General features: G+C 67.6%; 17 protein-coding genes. 9 read left to right on the forward strand and 8 right to left on the reverse strand.

The features are described 5' to 3' along the window. Nucleotide 1: 1 nt before the first annotated feature. Nucleotides 2-955 carry a hypothetical protein gene (locus GOPIP_RS04415; protein ID WP_006368348.1) on the reverse strand — a complete coding sequence of 318 codons (954 nt, stop codon included), beginning with the start codon at nt 953-955 and terminating at the stop codon, nt 2-4. Nucleotides 956-1029: 74 nt separating this feature from the next. On the opposite strand from GOPIP_RS04415, the gene GOPIP_RS04420 reads away from it, so the two are divergent. The 9 genes from GOPIP_RS04420 to GOPIP_RS04460 all read left to right on the forward strand — a co-directional run bounded on the left by GOPIP_RS04420 (nt 1030) and on the right by GOPIP_RS04460 (nt 17281). Beyond that, nucleotides 1030-1557 (forward strand): TIGR04338 family metallohydrolase, encoded by a 528-nt coding sequence (locus GOPIP_RS04420; RefSeq protein WP_006368349.1) that lies wholly within the window; start codon nt 1030-1032, stop codon nt 1555-1557. Between the two features lie 9 nt (nt 1558-1566). Continuing rightward, nucleotides 1567-2307 (forward strand): tyrosine-protein phosphatase, encoded by a 741-nt coding sequence (locus GOPIP_RS04425; protein ID WP_006368350.1) that lies wholly within the window; start codon nt 1567-1569, stop codon nt 2305-2307. 109 nt (nt 2308-2416) lie between these two features. Further along, the gene (locus GOPIP_RS04430; protein ID WP_014361138.1) at nt 2417-3337 is read left to right on the forward strand and encodes a LysR family transcriptional regulator; all 921 of its coding nucleotides are present in this window, start codon (nt 2417-2419) and stop codon (nt 3335-3337) included. An 86-nt stretch (nt 3338-3423) separates the two neighbouring features. Further along, the gene (locus GOPIP_RS04435; RefSeq protein WP_006368352.1) at nt 3424-5025 is read left to right on the forward strand and encodes an AMP-dependent synthetase/ligase; all 1602 of its coding nucleotides are present in this window, start codon (nt 3424-3426) and stop codon (nt 5023-5025) included. 185 nt (nt 5026-5210) lie between these two features. Beyond that, nucleotides 5211-6446 (forward strand): NAD(P)/FAD-dependent oxidoreductase, encoded by a 1236-nt coding sequence (locus GOPIP_RS04440; protein WP_006368353.1) that lies wholly within the window; start codon nt 5211-5213, stop codon nt 6444-6446. Further along, nucleotides 6443-7054, forward strand: coding sequence for a GDSL-type esterase/lipase family protein (locus GOPIP_RS04445; RefSeq protein ID WP_006368354.1), 612 nt, complete (start codon nt 6443-6445; stop codon nt 7052-7054). The genes GOPIP_RS04440 and GOPIP_RS04445 overlap by 4 nt, the downstream gene beginning before the upstream one ends. A 68-nt stretch (nt 7055-7122) precedes the next feature. Further along, a complete protein-coding gene (locus GOPIP_RS04450) occupies nt 7123-13521 on the forward strand; it encodes a type I polyketide synthase (RefSeq protein ID WP_006368355.1) in 6399 nt (2132 codons plus the stop codon). Then, the gene (locus GOPIP_RS04455) at nt 13518-15716 is read left to right on the forward strand and encodes a hotdog family protein (protein WP_006368356.1); all 2199 of its coding nucleotides are present in this window, start codon (nt 13518-13520) and stop codon (nt 15714-15716) included. The genes GOPIP_RS04450 and GOPIP_RS04455 overlap by 4 nt, the downstream gene beginning before the upstream one ends. Beyond that, on the forward strand, nt 15713-17281 hold the full coding sequence (locus GOPIP_RS04460) for a PfaD family polyunsaturated fatty acid/polyketide biosynthesis protein (protein ID WP_006368357.1): 1569 nt from the start codon (nt 15713-15715) through the stop codon (nt 17279-17281). The genes GOPIP_RS04455 and GOPIP_RS04460 overlap by 4 nt, the downstream gene beginning before the upstream one ends. 40 nt (nt 17282-17321) lie before the next feature. On the opposite strand, the gene GOPIP_RS04465 is transcribed toward GOPIP_RS04460, so the two are convergent. The 7 genes from GOPIP_RS04465 to GOPIP_RS04495 all read right to left on the reverse strand — a co-directional run bounded on the left by GOPIP_RS04465 (nt 17322) and on the right by GOPIP_RS04495 (nt 24065). Further along, nucleotides 17322-18164 carry a carbohydrate ABC transporter permease gene (locus GOPIP_RS04465; RefSeq protein ID WP_210739428.1) on the reverse strand — a complete coding sequence of 281 codons (843 nt, stop codon included), beginning with the start codon at nt 18162-18164 and terminating at the stop codon, nt 17322-17324. After that, the gene (locus tag GOPIP_RS04470) at nt 18151-19041 is read right to left on the reverse strand and encodes a carbohydrate ABC transporter permease (RefSeq protein ID WP_006368359.1); all 891 of its coding nucleotides are present in this window, start codon (nt 19039-19041) and stop codon (nt 18151-18153) included. Before GOPIP_RS04470 ends, GOPIP_RS04465 begins: the two co-directional genes overlap by 14 nt. A 152-nt stretch (nt 19042-19193) precedes the next feature. After that, nucleotides 19194-20054 carry a metallophosphoesterase gene (locus tag GOPIP_RS04475; protein ID WP_006368360.1) on the reverse strand — a complete coding sequence of 287 codons (861 nt, stop codon included), beginning with the start codon at nt 20052-20054 and terminating at the stop codon, nt 19194-19196. Nucleotides 20055-20066: 12 nt separating this feature from the next. After that, a complete protein-coding gene (locus tag GOPIP_RS04480) occupies nt 20067-21452 on the reverse strand; it encodes an ABC transporter substrate-binding protein (RefSeq protein WP_006368361.1) in 1386 nt (461 codons plus the stop codon). Further along, nucleotides 21449-22630 (reverse strand): ABC transporter ATP-binding protein, encoded by a 1182-nt coding sequence (locus GOPIP_RS04485; RefSeq protein ID WP_006368362.1) that lies wholly within the window; start codon nt 22628-22630, stop codon nt 21449-21451. The genes GOPIP_RS04480 and GOPIP_RS04485 overlap by 4 nt, the downstream gene beginning before the upstream one ends. Then, entirely contained in the window at nt 22627-23511 is an 885-nt protein-coding gene (locus tag GOPIP_RS04490) for an alpha/beta hydrolase family protein (protein WP_006368363.1), read from the reverse strand. The genes GOPIP_RS04485 and GOPIP_RS04490 overlap by 4 nt, the downstream gene beginning before the upstream one ends. Beyond that, entirely contained in the window at nt 23508-24065 is a 558-nt protein-coding gene (locus GOPIP_RS04495; protein ID WP_006368364.1) for a DUF4442 domain-containing protein, read from the reverse strand. The genes GOPIP_RS04490 and GOPIP_RS04495 overlap by 4 nt, the downstream gene beginning before the upstream one ends. Nucleotides 24066-24091 lie beyond the last annotated feature (26 nt).

Below are 24091 nucleotides of genomic sequence, written 5' to 3' on the forward strand. Positions count from 1 at the left end.
GTCACGGATGTCGATCGTCGGCCGCCGCCGGCTGATCGGGCAGGGCGAAGGGGCTCGGTGGCACGGGCGCGGGGACGGGGACCCCGGTGAACGCTCCGACGCGTCTGCCCCACACGCCGTCGTCGGTCGCGACGGCATGCACGACGGTGGCGCTCACGACGAGGATCGCGGCGTAGAAGTACAACCAACTGATCGCGAGGAACACCATGCCCAGGGTGCCGAAACGATTGAGCGTCGCAGGGACGGTCTCGGGCAACACGATTCGGCTGCCGACGAGGTACACCGTGATCAGCGCGCCGGTGAGGGCGCCGTTGACCGCGAGCAGACGCATCGGCACCTGATGCGAGACCATCAGGCGTGGCACCACCGTCCACAGCGCCCACCACGTCACGAAGGAGGCGAGGACCACGATCGCCAGACCGAGCGGCCCGACGCCGTGGTAGTGGACTCCGAAGATGCTGATGTCGCCGAGCGGGGTGATCAGACCCTGCACCATCACCGCGACCGGGATGAGGAAGATGACCACCACCCACCGCCACCAGCCGCGCCACGAGAGTCTGTTCACCCGGAACGTCTGCATGTACATGCGCCCCAGGGCACGGGCCAGCGACGTCGCACCGGCGATCGTCATCAGTGCGCCGATGACACCGAATGCGGTGGTCGTCGACGTCGACAGGGACACGTCGAGTCGAGTGGGGTTGACGCCCAGGTTGTTCAGGGCTTCGTCGAGATAGGTGCGGCCGACCGGCAGGGTGGTGAGCAGGATGACGATCGGCAGCACCGACGTGAACGCCTGTGCCGACAGCGTCATCGACCGATCCGACAGGCTTGCCGTCGCCAGCTCGCGCACGATCCGCAGGATCACCGACGCGCCGGGCAGTGTGAGGGCCCGATCGGTGAGGTCGCGGGCACGCCCACGCCATCGCTCGACGTGGCCGGACACCCCTGGCTTCATCGGCCGTCTCCCTCATGTCGTGGCTGTGGAGATCGTAACCGTCGGCGTGCGGGGGTCCGATTAGCATCGGGACGATGACTGCGCGTGATACGGGACGGTCCCGACTGTATGAGGCCGAGCGGCTGGTGCACCGGATGTTCGATCGGGCGGGCTCGGCGCGAACGGTGCAGATCGCCGGCACCGAGCTGACGTTGCCCATCGAGGCGCTGTTCTCCTCGGTGGAGTCGGTGCGCTCCTACGTCGAGCGGGTATTGGCGATGAACTCGGTGCGACAACGCTTTCCGCGTGCATCGGAGCCGGTGACGGTCCGGGCCAGGGGAGGGCATCGAGCGGCGGAATACCGGCGCGACATCGGTGAGATCGCCATCCCGGACTCCCGGGAAGGGCGCTGGGCGCTCCGGGAATTGGTCATCCTGCACGAGATGGCACATCACCTCGACGACGGGACCGGATCGGCGCACGGCCGGGGTTTCGTGGTCACCCTCACCGACCTCGTCGGTGCCGTCCTCGGGCCGGAGGCGGCCTTCGTCTACCGCGTGGTGCTGACCGACTCCGGCGTCGGCGCAGGACGCCGGAACGACAGCCCGCGGCGCATGCCTTAGCGTGAGTTCATGACGGTTTCTTCTCCCGGTCGGATCGAGCTGCCCGGTTCCTTCAACGTGCGCGACGTCGGGGGCCTGCCCACCGCCGACGGCCGCACGGTCGATGGCGGCCTGTTGTTCCGCTCGGCGCATCTCGGCCGGATCGACGACGCCGGCCGGGCAGCGTTGGACCGCCTCGGCGTCGACACGGTCATCGACCTGCGATCGGCCCGAGAGTGTGAGGCAGAGGGCGCCGACGCGCTGCCCGATCACATCGAGGGGCTGGTTCTGCCGTTCCATCAGAACCCGGTCATCCCGACGTCGTCGCGAACCTTCTCGGCCGATGCTGCGCGCGAGCACCTCATCGCGGTCTACCGCACGTACCCGGCGCTCGAGGGGGCCCGGCAGGCGGTCCGGACGATCATCGAATCGGTCGCGCTCGGGCGAACGGTCCTGGTTCATTGTTCGGCGGGCAAGGATCGCACCGGGTGGGCGGTGGCGGCCGCATTGCGTGCAGCGGGTGTCGTCGAGGACGCCATCGAAGCCGACTACCTGCGCAGCAACGACGCGGTCGAGGATCTGCGGGCGATGCTCGCGCGCCGGTATCCCGACGCGGACATCCCCGCCGACTATCTGGGCGTGCACACCGAGTATCTGCGTGCGGCCGACGAGGCGATGATCGACGCACATGGTGATCCGGCCGGCTACCTGGCTGCCTGTGGCGTCGACGCGGACACGCTCGCGCGGTATCGGGAGCGTGTGGTCGTGTGACCTGAACCACGCGATATCCACCAGCTGTTCTTGGCCTGCTGTTCACCGCACGTTACTACCTCTCGCTACGGTTGATCCGAATCGACTGTGACACGTGAGGGGTGGCATCGTGGAGTTCAGACACCTGGCCTCGTTCATCGCCATCGCCGAAGAACTCCACTTCGGCAAAGCGGCAGCGCGCCTTCATCTCACGCAACCGTCGCTGAGCGCTCAGCTCCAGAAACTGGAGAAGTCTCTGGGGGTGCAGCTCGTCGTCCGGAACTCACACGAGGTCCGACTGACCTCCGCGGGCGAGGATTTCGAGGCGCACGCGCGACTCATCATGCGGCAGATGGAGCAGGCGGCCAGCTCGGCGCAGTCCACCGCGGCCGGACTGTGCGGCTCGTTGAACGTCGGCTACAACATGCCCGCGGGTCGCTACATCCTCCCGTACGCGATGGCACGGATGAGCAGGGAGCATCCCGACATCTCGATCTCGCTGTGGGAGAAGCGAACCGGGCCCCAACTCGCTGGTCTGGTGGACCGGTCGCTCGATCTGGCGCTGGCCTATGGGCGTCCGCACGGGGCGCACTTCCGGCACCGCCGGCTTCTTGCGAACATCCCGATCGTGGCGATCGTCGGCCGCAGCCACCGCTGGGCCGGCCGCAAGGTGGTCCGTTTCTCCGATCTGGCCGGCGAACAGTGTTTGATGTTCGGCCGTGACCAGACCCCGGCGATGTACGACGCGATCTTCAATGCGGCCGCGGATTGCGGCATCGAGGTCAGCGTCGCGCAGTCGGCCGACGATCCGGGTGCCACCGCCCACATGGTCACCGCCAAACCCCTCGTGGGGTTCGCGTCGTTGCCTCGTGCTGTTGCGGTCGGGCTCGGTGCCACCGGACCGGACCCCGTCGCGGTGAAACTGGTCGATCCGGTTCCGGTGCTCGACCTGTATGCGGTGTGGCGTGCGGAGGAGACGAACGCTGCAGTGGCACATTTTCTGGATTGCATCGAGGTGAACGGTCCCGACGAGCACCGCATGGTGGGCTGAATTCGTCCACGGCGATAGGCGATTTCGTTCGCGCGGTAGCTGTTTGGCCGTTGCCCCACCGCCGGGGTGCGACGAAAATCGGTGGTATGAAACCTATCTCGTTCACCGGCCCGGGACTCGAATTACCCGACCCGTGCTCGTTGTATCCGATGGTCGCCAAGGTGTCCAGCCGTGGTCCGGATCAGCTGTCACTCGGTGACGGCCGGCGTCGTCACAGTCGCGCAGAAGTGATCGCCGAGGTGGAGCGCGTCGCGAGCGCGCTGTTGCATTGCGGTGTCGGAGCAGGTGATCGGGTTGCGGTGCTGGGACGCACGGGACTCGACTGGGCGATCATCGATCTGGCGGTGCTCGCTGTCGGCGGCGTGATCGTGCCGATCTACCCCACCTCCTCGGCGGCCCAGATCGCGCACATCGTCGCCGACTCGGGGGCCACCGCGTTCTTCGGCGAGACCGACGACGATCTCGAACGGCTCAGGGTTGCCGGCGCCGGGCAACCGTGGCTGTTCGCCGAGGTCTCCGCCTGGAAGCCCACGCGGCATCCCGAACTGCTCGAACGGATCGGTGCGGTGCGCGCCGACGACCTCGCGATGATCGTCTACACCTCCGGGACCACGGGCGCGCCCAAGGGCGCAATGATCACACACCGCAACATGTATGCCTCCGCGGCAAACACCGTCAAGCAGACCGAGGGCATCTTCGACGGTGTGACCGCACTCGGACTCCCGCTGTCCCACGTATTCGGCCAGACGATCCTGTTCGCCTGTCTACTCGCGGGCACCACGACTCATCTGTTTCCCGGAATTCCGCAGCTGATCGCCGGGCTCGACTCGGTTCGGCCCGATTTTCTCGCTCTCGTACCGTATGCGCTGGAGAAGATGCGCAAGGCCGACAACGGTACGCCGTCGACCGACCGATGGGGTTCTCGTTTGCGCTTCGTGATCTCCGGAGGCGCCTCGCTCGACGAGTCCACGGCACGATTCTTCGCGCAGCACGGAGTCACCATTCTCAACTGTTACGGCATGACCGAGGCGGCCACGGCTGTCACGGTCAGCGCACCGTCGACCAACAGGATCGGTACGGTGGGTCGCCCGATCCCCGGCACCGAGGTGGCGATCGCCGACGACGGCGAGGTGCTGGTTCGTGGCGCGAATGTGAGTCCCGGCTATTGGGGGTCGGCATCGGTGCAGCGCATGGTTGATTCCGAGAAGTGGTTGCACACAGGTGATCTGGGTCGAATCGACGATGGCTATCTGCAGATCACGGGTCGGCGCAAGGAGATCCTGGTGACCTCCGGTGGCAAGAATGTTGCACCGACGATCCTCGAGGACCGGGTCCGGCTGCATCGGCTCGTCAGCAATTGCATCGTGATCGGCGACGGCAAGCCGTTCGTGAGCGCATTGATCACGCTCGACACCGCTGCGCACGAGCGCTGGTGCGCGGCCACCGGCTGCGGTCCGGGCCTCGACGACGACGATCTGCGCGTCGAGCTCCAGCAGGGTGTCGACGACGCCAACTCGTTGGTGTCGCGGGCCGAGGCGATCCGTGGCTTTCTGGTCGTACCAGGTGATTTCACCGCCGAATCCGGTCTGCTGACGTCCTCGCTCAAGCTTCGGCGGGCGGCGATCGAGGCCGCGTACTCCGACGCCGTCGACGCCTTGTACGGGACGGCCACCGGACAGACGGCCTGACCGTCTGTGGCCCGGGCCACCGGGTGTCCTCCGAGGGAACGATAGAGCGCAGCAATGGTGCGATGGGCAAGCGTTGTTCGTCCGGGCCTGCCCATTGCGCCGGAGGCATGCTGTGGGCATCACCCTACCGGCCTGGACCGAACGAGCCGAGGGCGACCAAAACCGAACAGCGAAAGGACTTTCCGATGTATGACGTGATTGTGGTAGGCGCCCGGGCGGCAGGCGCACCCCTCGCGATGCTGCTCGCTCGCCGTGGGTTCCGCGTGCTGGCGGTCGACCGGGCCCGTTTTCCGAGCGACACGATCTCGACCCATTACATTCACCAGGCCGGACTGGCACGCCTGCGTGACTGGGGTCTGCTGGATACGGTGGTGGCCACGGGATGTCCGCCGGTCCGTCATCTCAACTTCACCTACACCGACATCACTCTCGCCGGCTTCGCCGACCCGATCAGCGGGATCGACGCCGTGTACTGTCCGCGTCGTACCGTTCTCGACGAGATACTCGTCGACGCGGCACGACGCTCCGGCGCGGAGGTGATGGAGGGATTCACCGTCACCGACCTCCTCGAGGAGAACGACTCGGTGGCCGGAATCCGTGGCCGCGACGGTGACGGGCGATCCGTCGAGTTCCGGGCGCCATTGGTGATCGGCGCCGACGGGGCGGGATCGACCGTCGCCAAACTCGTTGGCGCACAGATGTACAAGCACGCTCCTGCCGGATGTTTCATCTTCTACTCCTACTACAGCGGCCTGGACTGGGGTATGCAGCACCGGACCGGATTCGGGGAGCAGCAGTTCGGGTCGTGGCCCACCAACGACGGTCTCTCGCTGGTCGCGGTGATGCGCCGCCGCGACCGATTCCGGGACTTCCGTGCCGATCCCGATGCCGGTGTGCAGGAGATCGTCGATGCGGTCGACCCGGTGTACGGCGAACAACTGCGCGAGAACGGTGAGCGAGCCGAGCCTTTCCGGCCGATGCTCTACCCCGACAACTACTTCCGCCGTTCCCACGGACCCGGATGGGCGTTGGTCGGCGATGCCGGGTACCACAAGGATCCATTCACCGGTCTCGGTATCACCGACGCGTTCAAGAACGCGGAACTGCTTGCCGATCGGATCGCCGAGGGCTTCGGTGGCGCGCGGCCGATGGCCGAGGCGCTCGAATCGTACGAACTCGAACGCGACGCCGCGAGCGTGCACAGCTTCGATTTCACCGTCGCCATCTCCGACCTCTCCCTGACGCCGTACCACGACTCGGTGTTCCGCGCCGCAAGCCACAGTCCGCGCTACACCAAGAAGTTCTTCGGCCACATCGGTGGCGGGATCTCCGCGGAAGAGTTCTTCGATCCGGAGTCACTCGCGGAGCTGTACCGCGAAGTGGACCTGCCCGAGGCCGACCGACATCTGGTGCCGGCATGAGTGGCGCGGGTGTGGTGACCCTCGGCGACAGTTTCGTCGAGGGGCGAGGAGATCTGCGCGGCAACCTTTTCCACGGTTGGGTCCCGAGATTCGCGGGGCAATTGGGGGTACCGGCATCGCGTGTGCTCAACCTGGGTGCCCACCAGGCGACCACCACAACGGTGCTCGACGAGCAACTCGGGCATGCGGTGCGCCAACTCGCCACCCATGCCGCCGTCGTCGGGGTGGTGGTGGGTGTCAACGATCTCGTCAGCGACTACGATCCGCGACGGTTCGAACACAACCTGCAGACGATCTTCACTCGCCTCGCCGCGACGCGAGCGGTGGTGTTCACCGCCAACTATCCGGATATTCCTGCGCGACTGCCGGTACCCGACCGATTCCGGGACCTGCTGCGCGCCCGCTTCGCCGAGGCCAATCATCTGTTGGCCGGTGTCGCCGCGACGACCGGCACGGAGTTGATCGATCTCGCCGCCGACAGCGCGTGGACCCGCGCGGAGATGTGGAGTCCCGACGGGCTGCATCCGAGCCCACGCGGGCACGCCGACTTCGCCGAACAGGCCGTCGCGACGGTGTCGGCGCGTACCGGCACGATCGTCGCCGCCTGACCAACCCGCACCGCGCATGCGCCGGCGTGCGCGCGTTGACCTGCACTCACTTTCGCCAAGGAGAACCCGTGACCACCGTGCCTTCCGCCGATGTCGGCGCGCCCACCGGCGCCGACACCGATCGTCATGTCCAGCGCAGACTCGCGCGCAATCCCATCGCCATCGTCGGTATGTCCGGGCTGTTACCGCAGGCCGCCGATCTGGGCCAGTACTGGCAGAACATCGTCGACGGCGTCGACTGCACCACCGAGGTGCCGGACTCACGGTGGAGCCTCGACGACTACTTCGATGCCGATCCGTCCGCTCCGGACAAGACGTATTCGCGACGCGGGGCCTTCCTGCCGGATGTTGCATTCGATCCGTTGGAGTTCGGGCTGCCCCCCAATCAGCTCGAGGTCACCAGCACCATGCAAACGCTGAGTCTCGGTGTGGCGCGCGATCTTCTGCTCGATACGGGCGCGCCCGGCTCCGAGTGGTACGACCCGAGCCGTACCGGTGTGGTGCTCGGCACCACCGGCCCCGTTCCGCTGATGCATCCGCTGGCCGCACGATTGTCGACCCCGGTGCTCAAAGAGGTGGCGCGTAGTTGCGGGATCTCCGACGACGACGCCGATCGTCTCGCCGAGAAGTTCACCGCGGCGTTCGCGCCGTGGGAGGAGAACTCGTTCCCGGGGCTGCTCGCCAATGTGGTGGCCGGGCGTATCGCCAACCGGCTCGGTCTCGGCGGAATGAACTGTACCGTCGACGCCGCATGCGCTGCGTCTCTCGCCGCGATCCGTACCGCGGTGGCCGAATTGGTCGACGGCCGCGCGGACACCATGATCACCGGTGGCGTCGACACCGAGAACTCCATCTTCATCTACATGTGTTTCAGCAAGGTGGGCGCGCTGTCGAAGACCGACGCGATCAAGCCCTTCTCCGACAACGCCGACGGCACCCTGCTCGGCGAGGGCATCACCATGCTGGCGCTGCGCCGGCTGTCCGACGCGCAGCGCGATGGCAACCGGATCTACGCCGTCATCCGTGGTCTGGGGTCCTCCAGCGACGGCCGGTCCAAGAGCATCTACGCCCCGCGCGCCGAGGGACAACTCGTCGCATTGCGGCGCGCGTACGCCGACGCCGAATGCTCGCCGACGTCGGTGGAGCTGTTCGAGGCGCATGCCACCGGGACCGCGGTCGGGGACCGCACCGAACTCACCGCTCTCGGCGAGCTTCTCGCCGACGCGTCGGAGAACCGGTTCGCCGCCGTCGGAAGCGTGAAATCGCAGATCGGCCACACCAAGGGGGCTGCGGGCACCGCGAGTGTGATGAAACTCGCTCTCGGACTGCATCATCGGGTGTTGCCGGGAACCATCAACGTCGCTGCGCCGAACGCCGCGATCACCGCCGAGAGCCCCTACTACGTGAACACACGTACCCGGCCGTGGATTCGTGACCCCCAGCGGCCGGTGCGGCGCGCGGCAGCGTCGGCGATGGGGTTCGGGGGCACCAACTTCCACGTCGTACTCGAGGAGGCGCCCGGTTCGCCCGGCGCGACCCGACCACTGCACTCGGTGGCTCGCGCACACCTGTGGCATGCGCCGGACGTGGCCACCTTGATCGACCGGGTCCGCACGGAGTCGCCGGTGGACGGCGACGTCCCGGCGGAAGAGGTACGCGTGGGTTTCGTCTCGTCCGACGACGCGAACGCCGAGTACCTGCGGGAGGTGGCCGTCGAGCAGCTCATCGCGCAGCCCGGCGCGTCGTCGTGGCGGCATCCCGAGGGAATCTACTACGCCGCTGCGGCGATGCCCGACCTACGAGTGGCCGCGCTGTTCGCCGGCCAGGGCAGTCAGTACGTGGACATGGGTATCACCGCGGCACTCAACGTGCCCACCCTCACCCGTGCCTTCGACGATGCCAACGCCGTCTTCGCCGGCGCTTCGACGCGACTGGGCTCGGTGGTGTTTCCACCGCCGGCATTCACCGACGAGGAGCGGGAGGCGCAGGAAATGATGTTGCGCCGCACGGAATTCGCGCAGCCCGCCATCGGTGCCCTCGCAGCGGGGCAGTTCCGGTTCCTGGCCGAGCTCGGTCTGGCCGTCACCGACTTCGCGGGACACAGTTTCGGTGAACTCACCGCGCTGTGGGCGTCGGGATCGTTGAGCGACAACGATTTCCATGCACTCGCGCGCGCCCGTGGAGCTGCGATGGCACCGTCCGGCGACGGCGATCGAGGAACCATGCTCGCCGTTCCGGCCGACCGCGACCGGGTGGAGGAGATGCTCGACGGTCGTGACGACATCTGGCTCTGTAACCACAACGCACCCGACCAGGTGGTCGTCGGGGGCGGCACGGACGCGGTCGAGCGCTTTGCCGCCGATGCGCGCGATGCGGGTCTCAACGTTCGGCAGTTGCCGGTGTCGGCGGCCTTCCACACCCCCTACGTCGACCACGCGGTCGATGCCTTTCGTCCGGCGGCCGAGGCTGCGACGATCGGTGCTCCACACGGAGTCGTGTACGCCAATTCGCCTGGCGCGCACTACGGGGACGACATCGAACGCAACCGCGACACCCTGGTCGGCCAGTTGCGCCGGCCGGTCGAGTTCGCCGCGGCGTTGTCGGCGATGGCCGACGCGGGGTGCAATGTCTTCGTCGAGTTCGGACCCAAGAAGGTGCTGACGTCACTGGTCGACCGCACTCTCGACGACGTTGTCGCGATACCCACCGACGCGGGTCCGCTCGGCGACAGTGACGTGGCACTCAAGCGTGCCGCCGTTCACCTCGCGGTGCTGGGTGCACCCCTGACCGACATCAACCGTTACGCCTCCGATCCGGTGGCGCCGCGACCGTCGACAGGTATGACGGTCACGCTGTCGGCGCCGGAATACGTTCCCGCCGTGCGCAAGCAGGCTTACCAGGATGCGCTACACGACGGCTTTCGCATCGGTGCCCAATCAACAGCGGCCCAATCGACGGCGGCCCAGTCGACGGCGGCCCAGTCGACGGCGGCCCAGTCAGCGGCGGCACAGTCGATGGCGGGCCGGCCGAACGGAACGACCGTCGACGTCTCGTCACAAGCGCCGCCGATCGCTGCCACCACGCTCGCACAACCCACAGAGAGTGACATGACCATGGAGATCCCCTCTGCCCCCGACGTCACCGTCAGTCCGACACGGCCTGCGGCCGAGAAGGTCGCAGCCCCGGCGGGTGACCTCGGTGCGCTCCTGGCCGATCACCTGCACACCCACCGCGGCTATCTGGAAGGGCAGCTGACCCTGGCTCGCGAACTGGCGCAGGCGGTTGCGCAACCCCACGCCGACCCGGCGACGCTCGCCGCGATCGGCGCGGTCAGCACGCACGGAATTGCCATCAGCGAGGGGCACATTCGTGCCAGCGAGGTCATTGCCGAGATCGTCGCGCTGGACCAGGGGGCCGCGCCGACCGTTCCGATGCGCACCTCGCCCGCACCGTCGATGGACATCATGCGGGAGGAGTCGAGCCCGGCGGCCCTCGCCCCGTCGGCGGTGCAACCGGCTGTGTCGCAGGCGCAGGGTCTCCGGACCACCGACGCGCCGTCCGTCGGTTCACCCGCCGGCCCCGAGGAGGCGCCCCCTGAACGGACCTCGCCGGAGCCGACCTCGCCCGAGCCCACCTCGCCCGACCAGGCTGCTGTGCAGACCGCGGTGACCGCCGACGATGTGCGGTCGGCGCTGCGGGAGGTGGTGGCCGAGCGGACCGGGTATCCGGTGGACATGGTGGATCCGGCAATGGATCTGGAAGCCGATCTCGGGGTGGATTCGATCAAGCGGGTGCAGGTTCTCGGGGAGGTGCAGGCGCGGTTCCCGCAGCTGCCGAGCTTGGGTCCGGAACAACTCGGTACGGCCCGCTCCCTCGATCAGATCGTCGCGCTGCTGACCACCGGTGGTGATGCCGACCCAAAAGGTGAGGCCCCGCGTGACGGGGCACCGACGTCGGACTCCGCTGTTCGGCGTCACTTCATCGCGACGGCGGAGCTGCCGCCGATCGATCGCGCCGTCCGCCCATTCGGCGATCAGCCCGTCGCCGTGGTCCTCGGCATCGGGGTCTTCGACGACCGGGCGCAAGCCATCGCCGAGGCATTGCGGGCCGACGGCTGGCGGGTCGCCGAGTCGACCCGACCGTTCGTCGACGCCCCCGACGGCCCCGACGCCACCGACGCCACCGACGCCACCGACCACTCGGGCGCCCCGAGCGACGATTCGGTGGTGCGGGAACCGATGGACCTGTGCGTGATGGTGCTCCCCACCGGGACCGATGAGGATGCGTCGGCGATGGGTGGACTGGCCGAGACGGCCGCTCGGCTCGAGGAGGCGATTCTCGCCGCCGGCACCGTGGTGGAGGGGCTCGTCACACAGGCCGAGCACACCGGACGTCGTGCCGGGCTGGTGACCGTCACCGCGGTGGACGGTCACCTCGGGCTCGCGCCGGCCGACGTGCTGCGCGGCTGCGGCCCACTTCCGGACGCGGTGTCGGCGAGTGTCGCCGGAGTCGGCGGTCTGGTGAAAACGGTTGCGGCCGAACATCCTGCGCTCTTCGTCCGGGCGCTCGACGTGGATGAGCGGCTCGACGCGCAGGGGTGTGCGAGACACGTGCTGGCCGAGATCACCGACGGCGCGACCGACGTCGTCGAGGTGGGGATCGACGCAGCGGGGCGGCGGCGCACCCTGGTGCCGCACCGGGGCCACCACCGACACTCCTCGACGCCGATCGCAGAGAACCCGGAGGTCGACCAGCTCACGGCCGGCGACGTGGTGGTGGTCAGTGGTGGTGCACGTGGCATCACCGCGCTGTGTGTCGAGGCGCTCGCCGAACGCTGCGACGCACGGTTCGTCCTGATGGGCCGCACCCCCCTCGCGGACGAACCGGAATGGGCGCGGGGTGTCGCCGACACCGGGCTGCGTGCCGCAGCCATCGCTGCGATGGCCTCCTCTCGTCCGACACCGGCCGAGATCGGGAGGTCCTGTGCCGCAGTGCTGGCCGGACGTGAGATCGCCGCGCTCCTGCGCCGACTCGGCACCGACGGCCCGTCGCCTCGGGTGCGCTACGTCAGTGCCGACATCGCCGATGCGGAGTCGGTTTCTGCCGCACTGGCCCCGCTCCGAGCGGAGATCACCGCAGTCGTGCACGGTGCGGGAGTGCTCGCCGATGCACCTCTGATGTCGAAGACACGCGACCAGATCCGCTCGGTGTTCGCGCCGAAACTCCTCGGTCTCGGTGCCCTCCTCGATGCGCTGAGTGCCGATGCCGACGACTCACCACTGCGGAGCCTGGTGCTGTTCACCTCGGTCGCGGGCCTGTACGGCAATGCCGGACAGGCCGACTACGCCGTGGCGAACGAGGCGCTGGTGCGCTTCGCCGCGCGGTGGAAGGCTCGCCACCCCGACCGTCACGTGACCGCGATCGACTGGGGAGCGTGGGACGCCGGGATGGTCGACGAGACGCTTCGTGCCCACTTCGTGGCGCGTGGGGTGACCCTACTACCGCCGGAGGTCGGCGTGCGTGCCTTCACCGAGCAGTACGGGCAGCACCGACGCGACGACACCGCGGTCCTCGTCGGGGAAGACGCATCCCTCTGCCCCACAATCGAACCCGACCGGTCGGTGGAGGTCGTTCGTTCGCTCACCGAACTCGCGCGGCAGCCTGTGCTGCTGGCACACCGCATCGGTGCGCATCCGGTTCTGCCCGCGACCTTCGCCATCGGTGCGATGATCGGCGTGGCCGAACGAAGTGCGCCGGGACGGACAATCCGCCGCGTCGAGGGATTCGAGGTGTTGCGCGGCATCGTGTTCGATGATGCTCCACTCGAGGCGCCGAACGTCGAGATCGTTCCCGCACGAGGCCGACTCGTCGCATCGATCACCACCGCCGCCGATCGAGGCCCGGTGCCACGGTATCGGGCGCACCTACTCGACTCCGCCCCCGGACCGGACCGATCGGTCGTGGCGTTGCCCGACGACTTCGGCACGGGGGCCTCGGGCAACGAATTGTATTGCGATGCAGTCCAGTTCCACGGACCCTCGCTGCAGGGCATGCGGCAGATCTGGCGGCCGTCCCCGGACACGGTGATCGTCGAGTGCTCACGTCCGCAACCGGTCGATCCGAAGGACGATTCGGTGATCATCGACGCCTATCGAGGTGCCCTGCACGATCCCGTACTCGCCGATCTGGTGCTGCAGGTACCGCCGGTGCTGGGCCATCAGCTCCGTGGTGGGGCCTGGTTGCCGCTCGGAGTGGGTGCGTGGACCCACCTCCACCCGCTGCCCGACACCGACCCGTTCCTGGTGGTCGCCGGCCACCCGAGGGTCGCCGACACCCAGGTGATCTGTGACGTCACCGTCTACGACACCGCACACACGATGCTCGCGCACCTCGGTGACGTCACGGTGGTCACCACCGCCGATCTCTCCGACAAGTTCAGTGACTCAGTGAGGCAATGGAATCCATGACCACTTTTGACGAGACCACTTTTGACGAGACCACTCTTCATGAGACCACTCTTCATGAGACCACGGTCGACCAGACCGGTTTCGACGACACCACATTCGACGACGACGCCGCTTTCGACCTGATCGCCTTCGACGGCCCGGTGTTCGACCCGTTCGCCGGTGGTTCGCCGCAGGCGCCGAGAGACGACGAATCCGTCGAGCCGGTATCCACCCGGATCGCCCCGATCCCCGCGGCCCGTACCGGTCCGGCGGGGGGAGCGGGCCCGGTGGGTGCGCCGGGGCCGATGACGGGTTCGGTCGCCGACCTCGCCGCGGGGGTGCTCTCGGCACATCGCGCGGCCCTACGGGCACAGACGGCATTGCAGCGCGCCCTCGTCGATCGCGCACTGTCCGGAAATCGATTCTCGCGCAGTGCTTCTGAACCCGCGGCGCCGGCGTCGGGCGACACACACGGGTCGGGTGGCAACCATCGGGCGGGAGCACTCACGAGTGCGCCGGAAGGCGCGTTCAAACCTCTCACCCGTCCCTCGGCGACAACCCTGCGTCCCGCCGAACTGCCCGCACTGCTCGCGCGGGCCGGATACCCCGGACCGGTGGCCGTCGACGTCGTCACCGACATCTCCGTGCGTGGTGGCTCCCGCGGCCTGGGCGCCCTGAGTGCCACACCGGCCCGCGGAGCCGCGCCGCAGGATGCGGTGAAGGTCGCGGCGGTGATCTTCGCGGCTCTCGTCGGATTGCCGGACTGCCTGCCGAACCCGACCGCTCACGTCGCCCTGAGGTCGTCGCACGATCTCCCCGCCGGGCCCTTCCGGCTCGAGATCCGCGAGATCGATCTGCTTCCGCGCCCACATCTCGTCGCCGAGGTCGTGGCGGCTGACGCCGGGGTGACCGACGCCGGGGTGACCTACGCGGGGGTGACCGATAACGGAGTGGCCCAGGACGATCACGGTCAGGTCGAGGTCCTTCTCCGCGAGGGCCCCGGAACCCACGTCGGTCCCCGAGCCGGTGGCGGTGCGCCGTCCCCGTCGGCCCGGACCAGTCGGGACGGTCGTCATGTCCTGCTCAACGAATTCCACATGGCGCACCTGTCGCGTGGGGACCAGGCACTCGCGCTCGGTCCCGAGTTCGGCGTGTACACCGGCCGTCGCGCCACCCGATTGCCCACCGGGGGTCTGCTGCTGGTCGACCGGGTCGTCGACTACTCGGGAAATGAGAACAGCAGGAAAACAGCGGAATTCGGTCCTGCGGCGTATAACACCGAGTACGACGCGCCGGCCGACTCGTGGTATTTCGCCGACACGGCCAACGAGTCGATGCCGCATTTCGTCTTCATGGAGACGTCCCTGCAGGCGGCCCTGTTGATGGGGTACTACGCCGGGCCGACGCTCGTCGACCCACACGCAACCGCCAGTCTGCGCAATCTCGGTGGGACCGCGACACTGCACCGTCAGCTCGACCTCCGCGACAAGACGATCTGTCAACACTCGCGATTGCTGTCCACCACGATCCTGCCCGGATCGTCGTTGCAGACCTTCGACTACACGCTGAGCGTCGAGGGCGAAACCCTCTACAGCGGTGAGACGCTGTTCGGCTACTTCAGCGACGAGGCGCTGGCCACCCAGACCGGGCTCGATGCCGGCGCCACTCGTCCCAGCTGGATTGCCGCGCAACAGATCCGGCCGCGCACCCGGCGCATCGACGTTGCCGCGCGCCGCGGCGCCACCGACCGGATGCCGCGTTCGGTGGGCAAGCTCGCCCTGCTCGACTGGGTTGATGTCGTCGACGGCGGCGGCGAATTCGGCCTGGGCTGTCTTCACCTGATCCGGCCGATCGATCCCCACGATTGGTACTTCGAGCGGCACTTCCACCTCGATCCGGTGATTCCCGGATCACTCGGCGTGGAGACGGTCGTCCAGGCCGTTCAGGAATGGATGATCGACGCCGGCCACGGGAGCGATTACGCAGAACCCGGATTCGCCATCCCCACCGGAGTCGCGTTCGGCTGGAAGTACCGCGGACAGTTCCTGCCCTCCGACGAACACTGCGAGGTGGAGGTGCACATCAAATCGGTGCACGTCGGTGAGCACGCGGTGGTGGTCGTCGTCGACGCCTCCCTGTGGAAACCGGGATTGCGCATCTACGAACTGACCGATCTCGGAATCGAACTCCATGACCGAAAGGCCATCCAGCGATGACCCTCACCACACATTCCGGCGTGCCGTCGGGCGCCGACGGCACCATCGCCCACACCACGGCGACGATCCGAGCCGTTCTGCACGACCTCGAGCAGCCGTGCCGGATCGTGCGGGGCACACGCGGCCTCGGTGCGACATCGGCCGCGACAGACGCGCAGGTGCTGGCAGCGGTGCCGCCACTGCCGCCGCAGATGCTGGGGGACAGCGAGTTCCGACGATTCCACGGCGTGCGGTCGGCATACGCGGCGGGGTCGATGGCCAACGGGATCTCCTCGGTGTCCATGGTGGTGGCGATGTCGCGCGCCGGTTATCTCGCCTCGTACGGCGCGGCCGGCGTGCTGCCGCGACGCGTGGACGCCGCGCTGGCCGAGTTGTCGGCCACCCTCGGTGACTCTCCCTACGCGTGCAACCTGATCCACAGCCCCAGCGAGCCGGCTCTGGAGGACGCCATCGTCGATGCCTGCCTGCGACACGGGGTGCGCTGCGTCGAGGCGTCGGCATTCATGTCGCTGACCCCGGCGATCCTCCGGTACCGATTGGCCGGACTCCACCTCGGCCCCGACGGGGTGACGCCACGACATCGTCTGATCGCCAAGGTCTCCCGCTCGGAGGTCGCCGAATTGTTTCTCCGTCCGGCGCCACCGACGATGATCGACGCCCTCGTCGCCGACGGCCACATCACGGCCGAACAGGGGCAGTGGGCGCGGCGCATCCCGGTCGCCGACGACATCACCGCCGAGGCCGACTCCGGCGGACACACCGATCGTCGGCCGCTACCGGTATTGCTGCCCGACCTCATCGCGACTCGGGATCGCGTGGCATCGGAGTTCCCCGCCGCCGCCTCGGTCCGAGTGGGTGCCGCAGGCGGGCTCGGAACCCCGACCGCGCTGGCCGGCGCGTTCGCGATGGGTGCAGCCTACGTCGTGACCGGATCGATCAACCAGGCATGCGTCGAAGCCGACCAATCGGCAACGGCCAAGCGTTTTCTCGGCACCGCCGATGTGGCCGATGTGGCGATGGCCGCCTCCTCGGACATGTTCGAGATGGGCGTGCAGGTGCAGGTCCTGCGCCGCGGAACGATGTTCGCGGCCCGGGCCAACCGGCTCTTCGAGTTCTATCGTGACCATGACGGGATCGAGTCGATGCCGCCCGAGACACGCCGGGAGATCGAGGAGACCATTCTCCGACGCCCGTGTGACGAGGTGTGGGCAGAGTGCGTCGACTACTTCACGCAACGAGATCCACGCCAACTCGCCGGCGCCGCAGACGACCCGAAACGACGGATGGCGCTGATCTTCCGCTGGTATCTGGGACTGTCGTCGGGCTGGGCGATCCGTGGCGACGCCGAGCGGGTCGCCGACTATCAGATCTGGTGCGGTCCGGCGCTCGGGGCGTTCAATCGCTGGGTGGCCGACACCCGGCTCCGTGATGTCGGCGAACGGAGGGTCGCCGAGGTGGCCGCAGAGCTGATGCGGGGCACCGCGATCGTCACGCGGGTGGCGGCGCTGCGCACCGCCGGGGTACGGCTGCCCGGATCGGTGACGGCGGTACGGCCGCAGGTGTGAGGCGTCGCCGCACTCGCGGTGACATCGCTGGCGCTCGGGTCTACTTCAGGCCCGAGCGCACGAACGCGTTGACGATGTGGCGCTGCAACAGCAGATAGAGTACGAACACCGGCAGGCACGACATACCGGCGAGTGCCATCATCGCACCCCAGTCGGTGCCCTCGGCGGTCATGAAGCTCCGAAGCCCGAGCTGGACAACCGAACTCGTACGCTGCAGGACAACCGCAGGCCAGAAGTACTCGTTCCAGGCGTTGATGAACAGCAGGATCGACAGGGCGGCGAGAGCCGGCCGGAGGTTGGGGACGACGACGGTCCACAAAATGGTCCACGACGTACGGCCGTCCATGCGGGCCGCGGCGATCAATTCCTTCGGGAACGAATCCATGTGCTGGCGCAACATGAGTACCGCCAGCGCCGAACACAGGGTGGGCATCATGACGCCGACAAGGGTGTTGAGCATGCCGAGCTGCTGGAGCAGAACGTAATTGGGGAGCATGGTCACCTGGAAGGGGACCAGCCAGGTCCCGACGAAGGCAACGAACAGCAGGCGCTTCCCGCGGAACTCGTACATCGAGAAGGCGTAGGCGGCCAGCAGGGCGATGAGCAGTTGGGCGATCGTCGACCCGGCGGCGACGGCAAACGTGTTGGCCAGCAGGGTGACCACATGTGTTTGCGCGGCGGCATCGGCGTAGTTCTCCAACGAGAGCGGCCAGGGTACCGGGCGCAGGGAGTACTGGTCCTCGGGGCGGCGCAATGACGTCGCCACGAGCCAATAGATGGGAAATCCGCACACCAGCGCGATACTCGCGAGCACGAGATGTCCGCGCACGCGGGCACCGGTGCCCCGGTCGTGGTGTGGTGTGGTGTGACTACTTGTCGTCATGGAAGGTGACCCGTTCGGAGAGGCGGACGAGGATGGCGGCGAGGACGCCGAAACACAAGAAGACAACGATCCCGACCGCCGCGCTCATGCCGGCGTCGAAGGTCTGGAAGCCGTACTCCCACAGCAGGTAATAGATGTTGGTGGTGGCTCCCGATGGGCCACCCTGGGTGAGCGTGTCGACCAGTGGGAAGGTCCACTGGGCGCTGAGCAACACGGTCAGCAATGCCAGTAGGACCAGCGACGGCGACAACAGGGGCAGGGTGATCCAGCGGTCGATCTGCCCGCGGGTGGCGCCGTCGACCCGGGCGGCGTCGTGGTAGTCGGGGTTGATGCCGGAAATGCCGGCCGAGACCACGAGCACCGCGAAACCGAGGACATGCCAACCGGTGATGACGATGATCGCCAGCTGCGCGGTGCGGGTGTCGTTGATCCAGTTCACGTGCAGACCGAGAACGCGATTGATCGCGCCGGACTCGGGCTCGCCCAGCCAGCGCCACACCGCGGCCGAGGCGACCGGCGCGACGAGGAACGGGGCGAAGATGATCGCCTGATAGAACACCCGCATCCGGCCGGTCACGTGACGGGTCGCCAACGCCACGATCACCGGCAGGATGAGTGAGAACGGAAGCAGCCCGACGATGATCTCCACTGTGCGCCAGAGTGAGTCGCCGACCTCCGGCACATCGACGAGGCGTCGGTAGTTCTCGGTGCCCACGGCGACCATCGGGCTGGTGGGCAAGAGATTCCAGGAATAGAAGGACAACTGCACGGCCTGCGCCAGCGGCCGGTAGGTCCAGATCACCAGCATCGCGAGCGCGGGGGTGAGATACAGATACGGGGTGGCCGAACCGATCACGCGTCGTGCGCGCGCGGACACCCCCGAGCGCCTTCCTGCGGAACCGGCGCCAGGAACGGAGTCGGCGCCAGGCGCGGGATCGGTGGGCGCGGGATCGGGCCGGATGTCCGTGGGCCGGGTGTCGGTGGGTTCTGAGGTGCTCGGCGCGGGCGGTGACTCGACGAACACTCTCCTCACACCTCGTGCGCGAGTTCGCGCAGTGTGGCCAGTGTCTGCTCCTCGTCGGTGTCGTAGACGGCGGTGGTCGGCGTCTCCTCGACGGCGGTCGCCACCACCGAGCCGTCGAGTACATCGACCCTGGTGAATCCGTAACCGACCCAACCGCGGTGCCGACCGAGTGGAGCGAACGGATCGATCCGGTACGACATCGCCGGACCGATCCAGATCGGAACACCCGCCAGCGCCCCGGTGCCGGTGAGATGTGCGTGGCCGCACAGGATCATCCGAACCTCGCTGCCGGCGATCACCTCGGCGAGATCTTCGGGATCACGCAGTCGCAGCGCGTCGACGGGATCGATCGCCGATCGCAGCGGCGGGTGATGCATCGCGAGCACCGTGGTGCCCGAGCGGCTCGGTGTTGCCAATTGTGCTGCCAGCCAAGACAGTTGATCGGCGCTCAGTCCGCCGTCGTGTCGGCCCGGAAGGGTGCTGTCCATCGTGATCACACGCACGTTCGCGAGGTCGGCAACGGTGTCGAACGAGGGCCCCGACGGGTCGGAGCTGCTCGGCTCGGGTACCAGTTCAGTCCGAAAAGCGCTGTGTGAGTCGTGGTTCCCCAGCGCATAGATGATCTGTGCGTCCAAAGTCGCGGCGGCCGGTTCGACGATCTCGCGAAGCCGACGATAGGCGAGTGGATCACCGTTGTCGGTGAGGTCGCCGGTCAGCAGGAGCACATCGACGGTGCGCCCGGTCGCGATGATGCGATCGAGGACGGTGCGAAGGTTGTCCGCGGTGTCGACGACATCGCGGACCAGGCAACCCGGCGCGACGATATGGGTATCGGTGAGGTGGACGATGGTGCAGTCGGGTGTCATCAAAAGCCGTCCTCAGCTCGCCGGGAGAAGGCGCGTCGATTGGTTCTGGGCGTCGGTGAGCACGACACGTGGGTCGGCGCCCTGATACACCGACGACTCGACCGCGGTCATCAGATTGGTCTGAATCTGTTTGTAGCTGTTGCCCGGCATCGACATCCAGGGCTTGATCTTCTCGAGTTGCTCCAGATTCGGGGTCAACAGCGCTCGATTCTTCGAGGCCCAATCGGCGAGGTAGGCAGGATCATTCACCAGTCCGGTGCGCAACGGAAGGTAGCCGATGCCCTTGGCGATCGTGGTGAACGCCTCATTGCCGGTGAGGTATTCGATCAGTTCCCAGGCAGCGCGCTGTTTGGCCGGGTCCTTCGCAAAGGTGTACAGCGCCACACCCGAATTGGTGGGTACCGGCGTGTGTCCGGCGAAGGCCGGCAGGGGTGCGGCGCGCAGCTCCCACTTGCCCTTGGCGCCCTTGAGGAAGGTGGCCTGCAGCGAACTGCTCTCCAGGATCATGCCCATGTCGCCGCGCGCGAAGGCCTCGTATCCCTGCTGTTGCGTGTAGACGGGGGTGGCACCGGACTTCACCATGTTCTGCGCCATCGTGGTCACGGTGAGTGCGGCGGGATCGGCGAACGACAACGTCTTGCGGTCGTCGGAGATCACCTGTCCGCCGGCGGAGCGAACGAGGCTCTGGTAGCACCAATCGGTCGCCGACTTCGTCAGACAGTCGAGGTAGGCGCCACCCTTTCCGGTCTTGGTGGCAATGGCTTTGGCGTCGGCGGCGACCTCGTCCCAGGTGGTGGGCGGCTTGGCCGGGTCGAGCCCGGCGGCTCGGAACAGGTCGGCGTTGTAGTACAGCACCGGTGTGGACATGACGAACGGGATGCCGTAGGTGACCCCGCCGGAGTCGCCCAACGTCCGCACCGCCGATGCATACGGGTACTTGTCGCCCTGGAAGTTGGCCTGCACGGCTGCCTCGCCGAAGAGCGTGGACAACGGCTTCGCGCCGAGCTGATGGATGGTGAAGTCGAAATCGCCGAAGCCGAGTTGGGCGACGTCGGGCGGAGAACCGGCGACGGTCTGACTCTGCACGCTGGACACGGCGTCACCGGCCGGATTCGGGCTGTTGCCCTGCGGCTTCTGCGCCTTGACGGTGATGTTGGGGTGTTGCTTGGTGAAGTTGGCGATCAACGTGTTGAAGGTGTCGGTCCAGGCGCCGGCCAGACCGTAGTTGTAGCTCTCGAAAACGATGGAGACCTTCTGATCGGGACCGAGCTCGGGGACGGCCGAGGTCGTCGTGTCGTCCGATGAACTGCCCATGCTGCAGGCGGAGGCGAACAGCGTCACCGCCGAGCACACGGCGACGGCACTCACCAGATGACGAAGGGGGAGATGGGTTCTCATGACAGTGCTCCTTGGGAGACGAATGGTGTGGCGGGTTCGGTGAGATCGGATGTCCGGGTGGGTGGAGGGCAGGGGGTGGGGTCCCAGTGCAGTCGGCGTCCCGACACCCGGTCGAAGAGGTGCACGTCTTGCGGGGCGATGGCGAGCCGCACGGAATCGCCTTCCCGGACGCCGCACGGACGCGCGACGCGAGCCTGCAAAGCCGTGGATCCGACGCGCAGGTGCACGACCTCGTCGCTGCCGAGGTTCTCGATCGTTCCGACGCGCGCACCGACCTCGATCGCGTCCGTCGGCCGCGGTGCTGCCGCGGCGATCAGCCGTATGCGTTCGGGTCGGATGCCTGCGGTGACCGGTTGCGCGGAGTAGTCGGTCGGTGCGGGCAGTTCGAGCGGAACCGTCAGGCCGCCGGCGGCGACGACGACCCGGCCGTTGCGGCCGCCGGCGACTGCGTCGAACAAACACATCGGAGGAGCGCCGAGAAAGGCTGCCACAAACGAGGATTCGGGACGATCGTACAATTCCGTCGGCGTTCCCACCTGTTCGACCCGACCGGCATTGAGCAGCACGATGCGGGTGGCCATGGTCATGGCCTCCACCTGGTCATGGGTGACGTAGAGAAACGTCGCCCCCATGCGGCGATGGAGGTCGATGAGCTCGGCACGGGTGGCCGAGCGCAACTGGGCGTCGAGGTTCGACAGCGGTTCGTCCATCAGGTAGGCGCCCGGCTTCTGCACCATCGCCCGGGCGAGGGCCACCCGTTGGCGCTGGCCGCCGGACAGGTCCGCCGGCCGCCGGTTGAGTAACGGTGTCAGTTGGAGTGACTCGGCGGCGTCGGCCACCTGCGCGGCGATGTCGGAACGTCGAAGCCGCCTGGTACGCAGCGGAAAGCCGATGTTCTTCGCGACGGACAGATGCGGATAGAGCGCGTAACTCTGGAAGACCATCGCGAGGTTGCGCTCGCGCGGCGACGTGCCGGTGACATCGCGTCCGTCGATCCGGACCGAACCCGATGTCGGCTCGGAGAGCCCCGCGATCGTCCGCAGCAAGGTGGACTTGCCGCATCCGCTCGGCCCGAGGAAAACGATGAACTCCCCGTCGCCGATCGTCAGATCCACCGATTCGAGTGCCCGCGAATTGCCGAATGCCTTTGTCAGGGAGTCCAGCTCGATTCGGCTCACTGCTGCTCCGGTCGGCGCGTACCGATTGCCGTGTCGAACCACCCGGCAACCTGGGTGGCGAGCGCGGGTGAATCCTTCAGCCAGGCGAAATGGTCGCCGGAGCGGATGGGTGCGCTGCCGGACACGTGCCAGTGGCTCACCGAGGCCGCAGGCATCCGGCGGGCGAGATGGTCGACCGTGCTCTTGGGGCCCAGCGGATCACCGGCGAAGGAGATCATCAACACCGGGCGCTGCAAGGTGCGCAACGCGGCGTTGTAGTCGATATCGGAACCACGGACCCGGTACCGACCGGTCAACGCCTGCATCGACCAGTCGGTCATCACGCCGCCCGCCATGGGTGCCGGTATCGCCACGCCACCGGGCCACCGTTTGGTGGTGCGCGAGACCGCCCCGATCCACTGGGTCTGCCACAGGATCTCGAACCGGCGGCGGCGATCGAACGCCTGCCAGAACACCGTTCCCGTGGCGACAACGGTGACGCTGCCGATCGCATCCGGATGGGCGGCGGCGTACAGCAGTGACAACTGGCCGCCGAGGCTGTGGCCGACGAGGTGGACGACGTCGGTGCCGGTGTGCTCGCGGAGGCGGTCGATGATCGCCGGGAGATCGATCTCCAGCATCTCCCGATACCCGAAGTTCGGTGCGTCGGCCAGTGCGGGCCGGGACTCGCCCTGGGCACGCAGGTCGCACGTCGCGACGGCAAAGCCCTGTGCGGCAATCGCATCGGCAAGTCCGCGATAGTGCTTGCCCTTCATGCCCATCGCCGGGAGCACCAACACCGTCGGCGCGCCCGGGTCGGGCGACAGGTGCAGCCGGAACGAGGTGCCGTCGGTCGTGACGACGTCGAGGACCTCACGGGTTGGTGCCGGTGCGCTGGTCATCGGCTGTTCCCGGGGGTGGCCGCAACGACGTCGCACACATAGTCGAAGACGAGCTTCGCGGTGACGACCCCGGCGTCGTCGAGGACGACCGCCTTGGCGGTGATGTCATGGCGCCCGCCGTCGTCGGCGGTGAGCACCGATCGCAGTTCACGCTCGTCGATGTGGGCAACCGCGCGGATCGCGCCGAGCGCCGGACGGCGATAGGTGACGGTGGCGGCACGCAGGACCAGACGTTCGATCGTGTACAGCCGCGGGGCGGCAGCCCCGATGAAGGCCAACGCGCCGGCGATGTCCGCTGCGGTGAACTGGGCCCCCGCATGGACGGTCCCCATGTGATTGGTGACCGACTCACCCGCTGCGATGGTGACCACGGCCTGCTCCGCCGAAATCTCGGTCACGGCGGTGCCGACGAGCTCACCGAAGGGGACCAGGGCGGTGGCAACCGAGCGCAGGTACTCGTAATCGGGTGCGGTGAAGTCGAGTTGGGGGAAGGCCGCGGCGAAGTCGGTCAACACGCGTCCTTCCCCGGATTCAGTCGCGGTCTCTGCGGTCACAGCAGTCCTCCTTGGGACGTTTCCGG

The organism is Gordonia polyisoprenivorans NBRC 16320 = JCM 10675, assembly GCF_000241325.1.
Taxonomy (GTDB): Bacteria; Actinomycetota; Actinomycetes; order Mycobacteriales; family Mycobacteriaceae; genus Gordonia; species Gordonia polyisoprenivorans.